This window comes from Acinetobacter indicus CIP 110367 (assembly GCF_000488255.1).
Classification (GTDB): domain Bacteria; phylum Pseudomonadota; class Gammaproteobacteria; order Pseudomonadales; family Moraxellaceae; genus Acinetobacter; species Acinetobacter indicus.
On the sequence record NZ_KI530745.1, the window covers coordinates 343,243 to 355,368 of the forward strand.

At 46.6% G+C, this 12,126-nt stretch carries 14 protein-coding genes; 2 read left to right on the top strand and 12 right to left on the bottom strand.

Features of this window, described 5'->3' with window-relative positions; genetic code table 11:
- Positions 1-7: 7 nt before the first annotated feature.
- On the top strand, positions 8-2,440 hold the full coding sequence (locus tag P253_RS01680) for a CSLREA domain-containing protein (protein WP_016660006.1): 2,433 nt from the start codon (positions 8-10) through the stop codon (positions 2,438-2,440).
- A gap of 91 nt (positions 2,441-2,531) precedes the next feature.
- On the opposite strand, the gene P253_RS01685 is transcribed toward P253_RS01680, so the two are convergent.
- From P253_RS01685 to P253_RS01705, 5 genes are all read right to left on the bottom strand, one after another.
- Positions 2,532-2,930 (bottom strand): DUF3106 domain-containing protein, encoded by a 399-nt coding sequence (locus P253_RS01685; protein WP_005176585.1) that lies wholly within the window; start codon positions 2,928-2,930, stop codon positions 2,532-2,534.
- The gene (locus tag P253_RS01690) at positions 2,920-3,240 is read right to left on the bottom strand and encodes a hypothetical protein (RefSeq protein WP_016660007.1); all 321 of its coding nucleotides are present in this window, start codon (positions 3,238-3,240) and stop codon (positions 2,920-2,922) included. The genes P253_RS01685 and P253_RS01690 overlap by 11 nt, the downstream gene beginning before the upstream one ends.
- Complete coding sequence (locus P253_RS01695) at positions 3,237-3,851, bottom strand: RNA polymerase sigma factor (protein WP_005176588.1); 615 nt, start codon at positions 3,849-3,851, stop codon at positions 3,237-3,239. Before P253_RS01695 ends, P253_RS01690 begins: the two co-directional genes overlap by 4 nt.
- 159 nt (positions 3,852-4,010) lie before the next feature.
- Positions 4,011-4,787 carry a TrmH family RNA methyltransferase gene (locus P253_RS01700; protein ID WP_035362944.1) on the bottom strand — a complete coding sequence of 259 codons (777 nt, stop codon included), beginning with the start codon at positions 4,785-4,787 and terminating at the stop codon, positions 4,011-4,013.
- 52 nt (positions 4,788-4,839) lie between these two features.
- Entirely contained in the window at positions 4,840-5,814 is a 975-nt protein-coding gene (locus tag P253_RS01705; RefSeq protein ID WP_005176592.1) for a class 1 fructose-bisphosphatase, read from the bottom strand.
- Between the two features lie 188 nt (positions 5,815-6,002).
- Between P253_RS01705 and P253_RS01710 the strand changes: the two genes are divergently transcribed.
- Positions 6,003-6,200, top strand: coding sequence for an NF038105 family protein (locus tag P253_RS01710; RefSeq protein WP_005176594.1), 198 nt, complete (start codon positions 6,003-6,005; stop codon positions 6,198-6,200).
- A gap of 93 nt (positions 6,201-6,293) precedes the next feature.
- On the opposite strand, the gene pal is transcribed toward P253_RS01710, so the two are convergent.
- From pal to P253_RS01745, 7 genes are all read right to left on the bottom strand, one after another.
- Entirely contained in the window at positions 6,294-6,863 is a 570-nt protein-coding gene (gene pal, locus P253_RS01715) for a peptidoglycan-associated lipoprotein Pal (protein WP_005176597.1), read from the bottom strand.
- Positions 6,864-6,898: 35 nt separating this feature from the next.
- Positions 6,899-8,182: a Tol-Pal system beta propeller repeat protein TolB gene (tolB, locus tag P253_RS01720; RefSeq protein ID WP_370670869.1), complete on the bottom strand. Its 1,284-nt coding sequence runs from the start codon at positions 8,180-8,182 to the stop codon at positions 6,899-6,901.
- A gap of 199 nt (positions 8,183-8,381) precedes the next feature.
- Positions 8,382-9,566 carry a cell envelope integrity protein TolA gene (tolA, locus tag P253_RS01725; RefSeq protein WP_035363059.1) on the bottom strand — a complete coding sequence of 395 codons (1,185 nt, stop codon included), beginning with the start codon at positions 9,564-9,566 and terminating at the stop codon, positions 8,382-8,384.
- A 3-nt stretch (positions 9,567-9,569) separates the two neighbouring features.
- Positions 9,570-10,022: a protein TolR gene (gene tolR, locus P253_RS01730; RefSeq protein ID WP_005176606.1), complete on the bottom strand. Its 453-nt coding sequence runs from the start codon at positions 10,020-10,022 to the stop codon at positions 9,570-9,572.
- Positions 10,022-10,720, bottom strand: a complete 699-nt coding sequence (tolQ, locus tag P253_RS01735) for a protein TolQ (protein WP_005176608.1) — start codon at positions 10,718-10,720, stop codon at positions 10,022-10,024. The genes tolR and tolQ overlap by 1 nt, the downstream gene beginning before the upstream one ends.
- 22 nt (positions 10,721-10,742) lie before the next feature.
- The gene (ybgC, locus tag P253_RS01740) at positions 10,743-11,156 is read right to left on the bottom strand and encodes a tol-pal system-associated acyl-CoA thioesterase (protein ID WP_005176609.1); all 414 of its coding nucleotides are present in this window, start codon (positions 11,154-11,156) and stop codon (positions 10,743-10,745) included.
- A gap of 428 nt (positions 11,157-11,584) precedes the next feature.
- Positions 11,585-12,103 carry a hypothetical protein gene (locus P253_RS01745; RefSeq protein ID WP_016660011.1) on the bottom strand — a complete coding sequence of 173 codons (519 nt, stop codon included), beginning with the start codon at positions 12,101-12,103 and terminating at the stop codon, positions 11,585-11,587.
- Positions 12,104-12,126: the final 23 nt, after the last annotated feature.

Genomic DNA, 12,126 nt, shown 5'->3' on the forward strand with positions numbered 1-12,126 from the left:
AAAGGGAATGAAAAATTATAAAAAAGCACTCTTGGGAGTCATGATTGTCAGTGCCATGTCATTAATGGCCGCAGAAGACCGTACTATTTATGTCACCACATTTGCCGATGAAAATGGTGAAAACCCGGATAAATGTTCGCTACGTGAAGCCTTGGTGGCGGCCAAACAGAACAAAGCCTTTGGGGGCTGTAGTGTCGGCAATACCAACTATATTGCAGTGGATTATATCCGTCTGCAAGCGGGTGAATACAAGTTAAATGCTGAATTACGCCCGCAGTCCAATGTGCGGATTATGGGCGCAACACCGCTTGATTACAGCAAGAAAGATCCTATTACCCACCGTTATCCGGCGCTGATATCGCATCAGACCATTATTAACGGCCAGGGGCTGCATCGTATTGTTAATACGCTCGACAGTCAGGCCAATGTCATGTTTGACGATCTGACCCTTAAAAATGGCTATAGCGATGGGCTGGGCGGGGCTTTACTGGTTGCCGGACCGTTGACCTTGACCAATACCGCAATTCTGGATTCGCAGGCAGCGCGGGGTGGTGCACTGTATATTGCTGCCCATAATCAGGAACAGCCAATTACGGTGGTGAATAGCCTGATTCAGGGGAACAGCGCCAGTGTCGGCAGTGTGCTGGCGATGGACTGTACGGCAAATCTAGCAGATACCCAGGCCAATATCACCATTCAGCAAAGCAGTGTCATTCAAAATGGCAACAGCAACAGCCTGAGTAGCTTTGATTTTTGTGGCAAGCCGCGTCTGACTTTAACCAATACCACAGTGGCTAAAAATAAAGCGAACTTAACGCAGGGGCATATTTTTAACCTGGCCAATGGCCCGGAGCACCGCCTCAGTACGCAATCGGTCTTCAGTTTAAATAACAATACCATTGTCGAAAATGAGGCCGTCAGCACCTTCTATTATGATGATTCAGGCATCAAAGTGTTAAGATTTAATGTCCTGGCATTTAATACGGGAAAATCATGCCGTTATGCGTTGAATAATGGCAATTTAACCGAGCGGCAACCGAATATCAGCTCATCACGCAATGCGCTAATTTTCCCGAATGCACAAAGTGTAGAGCAGGGGGTATGTGACCTGCCGGAAACGCTCGCGAGCACAGAAGAAAACTCAATGAGCTCGGTGAATCTGAGTGGCAAGCAGTTAAGTGATGTGCTCTATCCAATGCAGCCGGCTTCAGCCTACAACTTATTCCTGCCGTTATATTATCCAAAAAATCTGGACAATGATGCGGACCTGGTCAATGTCGAAGGATTTGGCTGTGAAGTGTCAGATCAGCGTGGTTTACAGCGTGTGACTGATGGCACCCTGATTTTAGATCCAGAACAGAAAAACAGCTGTGAAATTGGTTCGGTTGAACTCATGCGTATGACCGCAGCAGATATTGTCAATCTGAAAAACGTGTCGCATGTGACCTTGTTTGACAGCTATCAGCAGGAGATTGACCGTTTAAAAGCGCTGGTTCAGGCACCAGAGAAAAATAAAGAGCTGTTGGCCCAACATCAGGCAGATCTGCAAAACTATGAAAATTTGCTTAAATTTTCCAAGGAAAAACAGAAATATCGGACTATTTATATCGATCCATTTGCATTAGCCCTCAAGCATGATGAACCAAATGCCGATGGTAGCGTGGCACAGTTGCTGGAACTAAAACCGGAACACTTTAATATCAGTATAGAAGTCTATGGCATTGGCGGTGGTTTAGAAGATGCGGCCTTTGACCGCAGTAAACTGCTGCATGATCCAAACCTGAAATGCGAATGGGATGCCGATGTGAAACGGATTCTATTCTATCGTGTCGATGATCAGGTGACTCAGAATATTGATTCTGCCTATTGTGCCTACACCATTACTTCGGTGACGGATCCAAGTGTTCAGTCGAGTGGTTTGCTTGAGGCAAAATTCATGAACATCAAACCGATTGCCAAAGCCGACCGCTACACCATTGAATACGGTTCGGATTTGAAAATTAATGTCAATCCGCTGGAAAATGACAGTGATGATGGTGATGGACCTGTCAATACACTGCTGTCTGGACAAAATAAACCGGCCTTTTATACCGATAGCAATGGACTTGAATTGCCAATCCGTTTAACCAATGTACCTTCAAGTGTACTGGTCACGGCAGACCGGAGTGGTCCATGTCCAGGGGATTATGTGCGTGAAACTTGTTATGGCGGAAACCTGCAGATTCAGGTGCGTAACAGCTATAGCCCGTTTGATTATGAGCTGAAATACACAGTATTTGATGCTGAACAGGAGCTGTCTAATGAGGCGACCATCAGCCTGATCAATACCGCGAAAAACAGCAATACTGAAGGAAGCGGTGGTGGAAGTCTAGGGCTTGCTGGATTATTTGGTTTATTGGGCATGGCGGTATATCGTGTACGCCGTCAGTTTAAATCATAAATCATAAATCATAAATCCAGTGAATGTAAAAAAGCCTCTGATAAGAGGCTTTTTTATGGACCAGCACTGGGTTGATGTGTGGCTTAATCGCTTAGTATTCTGTCGGCGTGATATATTTATTGATATATTCTTCACGAATCAGCACGCGTTCTTCAGGCGTGGCCTTCTGCATTCTTTGGCCGAGTTCCTTGCGTTCCTGGGTACTCATTTTTTGCCAGGTTTCACGCATTTTCTGCTTTTCTGCATCGGGTAGCTGAATAAACCAGTCCATACGCTGTTGCAAAGAAGCACTTTTATCGGACGGCAGTTCTTTTAAATTCTGATAACGTTTGATTAAGGCCAATTGTTCTTCATCTGAGAGGGTTTCCCAGCTTTCAACAATTTTTGTGTCTGCATCTTTGGAGAAAATCCAGAAACGCTCAAAGCCTGCAAAGCTGGTTTGCAAAAAGCCCAGCGCACAGAAGGCGAATGCTAAACGTTTAGCTGCCATGTTGAACTTTATCCTCACCCAGCACCAATAACATTTCTAGATCTTCCATCATTTGTGGTGAAAGTTTTGGCGTAGCCACCACCTGATTTTGCGGTTGTGCGGTCATTTCTACCGAATTTGGTAAAATGACGAACCCTGCAATGGCAGCCGCAAGTGCAAAACCGGACATTTTCCACAGGCCATAGCGTGATGTCTGCTGGTCCTGAATCTGATCCAGAACATGATTCATCACCACAGCTTTGTCTTTGTGGTGGTGGGCGAGTCCATCAAGTTTGGAAGTCACTTGTTTTAAGAAATCATCTTGTTTCATTCTGATGATCCTCCCAGATATGGATTCATATGTGCCAGAGTCTGGCGTAAAGCCTGAATAGCACGATGATAATGGGTTTTTACACTGCCTTCAGAACAATTCATAATCTGGGCAGTGGTCTGAGTATCGAACCCTTCCCAGGCCCGCAGCATAAACGCTTGTTGCTGACGCACCGGAAGTTTGGCGATTGCCTCCTGAATTTCTTCAGCAGTCATGGCTTGGTCCAAAAACTCAGCAGGATTGAGTGCACGTTCATCGACCAGATCATTTTGTTCGACATCATCGTCATCCAGGCTGACTTTGCGGAAAAATGAAAAGGGTTGTGCACGACGGGCTTCTTTACGTCGCCAGTCCTGTAATTTGTTATTTAAAATGGTGTAGAACAGCGGATACCACTCATCTGTGCTTTTATCGGCATAGGATTTGTGCAGGGAAATAAAGGCTTCCTGAACCAGATCCATCGCGATGCCATGCTGTCCCTGAGTGGCACTTTCCATCATCACTAAGGCGCGCCCGGTGACCTCGTGCATAAAAGTTTTCAGGCGTTGTTCAGCCGTACTCTTCAGAGTACTCAAACTTTCAGGTTGAGACTTTTTGGGTGCTAAATCCATAGAGATGGAAAATCCTGTCATTGGATACCCACCATTATTTTTAACTTCATGGCACTATTAACGTTAAAAATAATGGTTCGGTTGACATTACAAGTTATTATTTTTCTAGTGTAATCTATTTTTTTAATAGGGCCAGCCTATTTAATATAAATTAACGTATTAGAGTCGTTGACGTACCATTTCAAAAAAACAGACTGAACCGGCAATCGCGACATTTAAGGATTCCTGTCCGCCCGGTTGTGGAATGGTAACGGCTTCGGCATGTGCCAATGCATAATCCGATACACCTTGACCTTCATTACCGAGAATCCATACGCATGGCTGGCTTAAGTCTTTGGCATACAGGCTGGTGGAACGGTGTGAGCTGGTGACATAGACCGGAATTTTAAACTGTTCCAGAATCTCATCGAGCTGGATATTTTCAAAGGTCTGCAAAGAAAAATGCGCACCCATCCCGGCACGTAATACCCGTGGTGACCATAACGAGGCGGAGCCTTTGGTGCAGACAATTTGCTGGATGCCGGCTGCAGCAGCCGAGCGTAGCAGGGTGCCGACATTGCCCGGGTCCTGGACATTTTCCAAGATTAAGGTATCGGCCTGATAGTCAAGCGCCTGACTGGAACTTGGCAAATCGACAATAGCCAGACAGGCAAGGGTGGTGCCCAAGGTACTTAAATCTTTATATAAAGACTCGCCAATTACAAACACCGTACCCTGATACTGGTCCAGAATATCGTTCAGATCAGGATGTTTCAGGGCATTTTCGGTGGTGAAAATCGCGTTAATTTTCCGGTTTTGTTCTAACCATGCCAGACAAAGGTGCGAACCTTCAAGCACAGTCTGACCTTGTTTTTTACGGTAGCTGTTTTGTTCAATCAAGCCACGTAGGTGCTTAATTTTAGGATTATCTTTCGATTCGAGAAATAAGGTAGGCATGGAGAACATCCACACCTGTGAGCACAGACCCACAGGTGTTAATCAGAAAAAATTAAGCGTGGTAGCCAGTAACAAGATCAACTTCGTTTTTAGAACCAATGATCACTGGTACACGTTGATGCAGATCGGTCGGTTCAATTTCCAGAATACGTACACGACCTGTTGTCGACGCACCACCGGCTTGTTCCATGAGCATACTCATCGGGTTGGCTTCATACATTAAACGTAAACGGCCAGCTTTTTTCGGGTCTTTCAGGTCATATGGATACATGAAAATCCCGCTACGGCACAGAATACGGTGAATATCACCTACCATACAGGCCACCCAGCGCATGTTAAAATCTTTTTCACGCGGACCGGTTTTACCGGCTAGCAGTTCATCAATATAACGTTGAACGGGTGCTTCCCAATGACGCTGGTTAGAGGCATTAATTGCATATTCTTTGGTATCCGCTGCCACCTGGATATTTTCCGAAGTCAGCAGGAATTCCTGAGCTTCCGGGTCGAAGGTAAAGAATACTACACCTGCACCGACGGTTAAGGCCATCATGGTTGATGGGCCATACAGTACATAACCGGCAGCAACTTGGTGAACACCGGCCTGCATGAAATCAGCTGCTTGGGTCACTGCATTTTTTGCCGGAAGAATCGAGAAAATGGTGCCGACACACATATTGATGTCGATGTTGCTTGAACCATCTAGCGGATCGAACAGCACTAAATATTGGCCATTTTCCTGTGCCGGAGTGAATTCATCCAGTTCTTCTGAGGCTAAACCGCCCACATTGGGATGTTTCTGTAAGGCATCAATCAGGTAATCATTGGAAATGACATCGAGTTTCTTTTGCTCTTCGCCTTGCACGTTCTCATTTTGTGCACTGCCCAGAACCCCAGCCAAGGCGCCTTTTTGTAAAGCCTGATCAATGGTTTTGCAGGTATTGGCAATTGTCTCAATCACCTGTGCAAGTTCAGGGGTTAAATTTCCGCTTTGTTGTTGTAGAAATTGGGACAGGGTGCGATAAGACATAATAGGAAAACTCCGAATAAGAATCGATCGGGCATGATCAAAAAAGCTTTGTCCGATATTTTAGATGAGAACAGCTTAAAAGAAAAATTAAACTCAACTATTTGACGTGATTTTGCCCTTGCAAGTCTGCTAGAAAGTGCTATGTTGATGTGAAGGAACAGAATCAACCAGTATATAGGAGCACACATATGACAACGTTAAAGTTTGATGCGACTCCAACCCCAAGCGAAGGCATTAGTTTAGATGAAATTAGCGCCGACAAGGTTAAAGAGGCCTGGAAGGGGTATGAAGCAAAACCAGAGTACAAGAAATTTAACAAGCACGACATGATTGAGTCGATGCAACCCGCCAAAGATGAAGAAGATGCACAGGCAGATGCACCTTAAATAGAATTTGACTCAGCTCTTGTGTTTGAGTATTAAAAAAGCGCCCGATGGAGCGCTTTTTTATATTGAGCAACTCTGCTCAATGGTGCAATCTTAACGCAGTAAAGGTGGTACCGCTTCGTAGTTGATTTCAACACGGCGGTTTTCTTTCCAGGCACTTTCATCATGACCTGGGTTAACCGGCATTTCTTTACCATAGCTGACCGGTTCTAATTGACCCGGATTCACGCCCGTGGTGACCAGGAAGCTTTCAACCGCTTTGGCACGACGCTCACCAAGGGCCATGTTGTATTCACGGGTACCACGTTCATCGGTATGACCTGTAAGCGCGACTTTCGAGTTGGCATTGGCCATCAGGAATTGTGCATGTGCCTGTAGGGTTTGTAGGTCTTCATTCGACAGTTCGCTGCTGTCATAGTCAAAGTGCACCACACGTTTTGCCAAGAATGCTTTATTGGCTTCAGTTACACCTTTGGCAGATGCACCGGCCAGGTTTTGTGCATTCAAGGCTGCATCATCACTTAAGCCTTGTGTATTGACCGTGGTTGAAGAGGTCGGTGTTTGTCCTGCTTGAACATCGGTTGCAGGCTTACGGTTGGCACAGCCAGTCATCACCAGCGCTGAGGCCAGTACAGGCAATACAAATAATTTTACTGCGTTCATTTTCATCTCCATGAAACTTGGTTGTTCAGTTGCTCTTATTTTGGTGCCCAAGCCGGTTCACGCACTTCACCTTGTTCACTTGGCAAATTCATACGGAAACGACCATCTAAAGACATAATAGACAGCAGGCCACGCGCACCTTCACGGGTTGCATAGACCACCATCTGTCCATTCGGTGAGAAGCTTGGAGATTCATCCAGGCTGGTTGGGGTGAGAATATTGGTAATGCCGGTATTAATGTCCTGAATCGCAACTTTATAATTGCTGCCACTTGGACGATGAACCAGCGCCAGTTTTTTACCATCGGCACTTAAAGTACCACGCGCATTAAATGCGCCGCGGAAGGTCAGACGTTTGCTGCTGCCGGTATTTAGGTCATAGCGATAGATTTGCGCTGAGCCGCCACGATCTGAAGTAAAAATAAACGATTTACCATCGGGTGCGTAGCGTGCTTCTGTATCAATGGCGCTGTCATTGGTCATGCGCTTGAGTTGACGCGTGCCCAGATCCATCTCGTAAATTTCCGGATTGCCGTGCATTGAAGCAGTAAACAGCATGCGTGAACCATCTGGAGAGAAGCTTGGTGCGCCATTTAAGCCACGGAAGCTGGCCAGTTTTTCACGTGAACCGGTAGATAAATCCTGAACATAAATCGCAGGGCGTTTGGTTTCAAAGGACACGTAGGCAATTTTCTTGGCATCTGGCGTCCAGGCCGGCGACAAGATTGGATCGCGTGAAGTCAGAATGGTTCTTGGCTGTTCACCATCGGTGTCGGCAATTTGCAGGGTATAGCGCTGCTCCGGAGTGGCCGGATTTCGCAAGACATAGGCAATACGACCACTGAAATCGCCTTTAATACCGGTCAGTGCTTCATAGATGGTGTCACTGATCATATGTGCAGCCTGACGGGTACGTGAAGCCGGTACAGTCAGTAATTCGTTTAATAAATACTGCTGCTTTTGCACATCATACAGCTGATAGTGAATTTCAAAGCCACCATCTGCAGTTGGCTTGCTGGTACCAGTCACTACATAAGGTACACCGGCGGCCTGCCAGGCAGCGGCATTTGGACTATTATTTGCTGCACTTGCCGGCAAGTTTTTCGATGAGCTGGTGAATTTACCGGAACGGTTCAGGTCATTTTCAACAATCGGGTAAATGCTTTGATCATTACTAAACGGAATGATGGCAATTTTTGGGGCTTCTGCAGGCGCTTTGGCAATTTCCAGATGCAGCTGGGCATGAGTTTGAGAGACCATTATTGGACCCAAGGCGGTAAAAATTGCCAAGCAAAGTAGATGTTTAGGCTTCATTTCCATCATTCGCTATTTACTCAAAACATAATTCTTGTTGATGTGATTGTTCTACATAATGCCATGCTTATTTGAGATTTAAAGCAGAGAATTATGACCAAACTGTTATAACACTGTGAAAAGTGAATAAAATTTTGTCGCTTGTTGTGCAGTGTAACTGAAAAATAACAGGCCATCCCGGCTTTTGACAGGATGGTGAGTCAGCTTATTTGGCAGTAAAGCTTGAGGTGAAACTGCGTGCTTCACGGCGTGCATCCGGGTCCGAAGGCATTGGATATGGTGCAGCAGCACGTACCGCGGCCTCGACACTGGCTTTCATGTCCGGATCACTGGAGTTCACAATCACCGAGGCTACCGAACCGCTGTCGGTCAGCGTAACCCGTGCCGTGGCAGTTTTGCCAGAAGAGCCGACCGGAATATCCCAGGCCCGACGGATCTTGTTTTCAAAATCGCGTTTGGCTGTAGAGGCAATCCGTTTGGCTTCAGCTTTCTTTTGTGCCGCTTCTTCGGCCGCCTGTTTGGCCGCCGAAGCTTTGGCTTCTGCTTCAGCACGGGCTTTGGCCTCTGCATCCGCTTTTGCTTTCGCAGCTGCATCGGCTTTGGCTTTTTCAGCTGCTTCGGCTTTGCGTTTGGCCTCCGCTTCAGCCTTGGCTTTGGCTGCTGCTTCTGCTTTGGCCTTATTCGCAGCCTCGGCTTTGCGTTTGGCTTCAGCATCGGCTTTGCGTTTCGCCTCTGCATCTGCCTTCGCCTTGGCTGCCGCATCCGCCTTGGCCTTATCTGCCGCTTCGGCTTTACGTTTGGCTTCCGCTTCCGCCTTACGACGTGCATCAAGTTTGGCTTTTTCTGCGGCTTCTGCCTTACGCAGGGCTTCAGCTTCGCTACGGCGTTTGGCTTCTGCCTCGGCTTTGGCCTGTGCAGTGGCCTTGGCTTTTTCAGCGGCTTGGGCTTTACGTTCAGCTTCAGCCTTGGCGCGCTGGGCCTGTTGTGCCTGTAATTTTTCTGCTTCCGCTTGTGCACGTGCTTCCAGGCGTTTTTGCTGTTCGGCCTGTTGCTGTGCTGCGGTATTGCTGGCCTGAGCTTTGGCTGGTTCTGGTTGCGGCAGAGGTGGCGGTGCGACCGGAATTACCGGGGCATCTTCAACCGGAGTCGCGGTTTGCTGAATCTCGGCTTCCACATTTTCATGTGCAGTTTCAGCAAACTCGGTTTCTTCACGGGTAACAGGGGGTAAATCTTCCGGTTTAATCAGCACGGTCCGAATCTGTTTGGGTGGTTCCGGTGGCTGGCTCATGCCCAGATAAAGTAAACCCACCACGGCAATGACATGCACGCCGAGCGTGAAGCCAATGGCCAGTGCTTTTTGCTGAAACGGTGGTTTTTGCAATCTTTTCATCATTTACTTTAATGGCTCAGTCAGTAAGCCAACTTGAGTTAAACCGGCGTCCTGAAGGCTGCTCATCAGGGCCATGACTTCGCCATACGCACGAGATTTTTCACCTTCAATCACCACATGCAGTTCTTTATTTTCTGCTTGCGCCTGTTGCTGTGCTTCACTTAATACGGCAGTCAGTTCACTGAGTGTTAGCGGCTGACTGGAGTTTTGGGCTTTGTATTTCAGAAAATACTGGCCGTCTTTGTCCAGACTGACCACAGCTGGCGCATCTTTGGATTCAATCGGATTGCCATTGGCCTGCGGCAAATCGACATTGATACCGCTGGTAATCATTGGGGCAGTGACCATAAAAATGACCAGCAGCACCAACATCACGTCGATGTAAGGCACTACGTTCATATCACTTTTTAAGGGCTTTTTAATACGCTCGAAGCGTCCGGAACGTTGAATGGCCATTAGTCATGTTCCCGTGCTGAACCCAAAGACTGACGTTGTAATAAGGCCACCATTTCTTCAGCAAACAAGGCACGGTCTGAATAGAGGCTTTCACCTTTGGCGGTGTAATGGTTAAAGGCCAGGACTGCTGGAATTGCGGCAAATAAACCAATTGCGGTGGCAATCAGCGCTTCGGCAATCCCCGGTGCAACTGTAGCCAGTGTTACCTGATCGACATCGGCCAGGCCAATAAAGGCATTCATAATGCCCCACACGGTTCCAAATAAACCAATATACGGTGCCACAGAGCCAATGCTGGCCAGCGCGCCTAAGCCTTGTTCCAGTTGGCCTTGGTCACGGCTTAAACCGACACGTAAAATACGTTCGGTACCTTCTAGACTTTGTGCAGTCGGGGCATGACGTTTTTTCAATTTGAGAAATTCACCCAGACCCTGATAGAAAATATCTTCCAGGCCGGTGCGTTTGGAATTGAGTTGGGCGTTGTTATATAGCGTATTTAATTCAGCACCAGACCAGAAGATTTTCTGGAAATGATCATCATCAGCCTGGGCTTTTTTATAACTGAGATGTAACTTGGCGATCAGATACCAACTATACAAGGAGGCCAGTAACAGCACCAACATGACCAGTTGTACCACAGGGCTTGCCTGCAAAATAAGATCAGAGACTTGTAGAGATGATTCTAATTGTGTTGCCATAGTTACGTAGTGCCATAAGTTTTTAGTCTTGGTCCTGTCCTAGCTCTTTTAGAATCAGGCCACGAATTTCATCCGGAAGGCGACGTGGACGCATTTCAGAACTTAAACATGCCAATTCCACCTCACCAGAAGCAAGCATGATTTCACCACGATAAATATTTTGTTGCAATACAAATGACGTTGCTTTACACGAAACAACACTTGCTGTAACAGTAATCAGATCATCCATTAAGATTGGACGCATATATTTGACATTAATTTTATGCACGACAAAGTTATAGTCGTTTTGATGCCAATAATGATCGACGCCGGAAGCACGCAGCCATTCGGTCCGGGTGCGCTCCATGAAACGAATATGATTGGCATGGTATACAATCCCGCCTGCATCGGTGTCTTCCATATAGATACGAATTTGAAATTCAAACTTATTCGCCATGATACTGTTCCATTACAATTTTCAGTTTTGGTCTGGAAGGGCCGTACAGAACTGGATTGAAGTTGTCTGAGGTTCTGTCAAATGCCCGACTGGGTTGGCTTTGCAGTTTAGCATAATGACTTTTTGCTCCTATGGCACAAGGTGTCAAATCCAGTGGCAAAGGTATAAAGAATGTAGAGCCAAGATTGGATATTTATCGTTCGGTACAGGTTGAATTAGGTGAATTGGCACGTGATTTATGCTTTTTTTTGCCATACCGCCTGTGCTTGACTATTGGCAATTTTGATAGCGCGGTTTTAGGCACTGTCCGGATGACTGAGGTACAGCCGCTCCACCGCATAATCGCGTAGATGCAAGGCGAAATAGCTGCTGATCACGAAAGTTCGCTCAAACTGCTGAGGCTGCTTATTGGCAAAATATTGCCGTAGCTAAAGTAAGCCATACCAGATCAGACTAAGAAAGAACGCAGCCACAGATAAGACAATCCCTACAGCGTCTTGCAGCAGATAACAGCCAATTCCGCCCAGCACAGCCACTAATGTCAGAATCAGGGCAAGCTTCTGTTTCGGTTTTACTGAAGTGGGTGGTTGGGTATAGGTTTCAATAAAGGGGTTAAGTTCTTCAGAAAAATACAGGCTAATCCAGTGGATGACACATAGCTGATCAAAAGGGATGGCATCAATGGACCAGTGCCCATGCCGATGCAGATCGATCTGTTCAATGCCGGCTCGATCTGCATCAATGATTTTGCCGCGTTCATTTTTAAAGTCGAAGCTCAGCCAGGGACTGAGATTGCCTTGCAAAAGCTGGTTCAGATAGTTCAGTTCAGATTCACTGAAAAACTGTAATGGTTTGCTATAAGGTAGGGGCCGGATTGGCTGCAATTGCTCTATCAGCTCATCAAAATGCCGCTGAAGGTGTTGAATTAGTTGTTGTTCGGTCATCATTATTGTTGTTCGAGTATGTATTC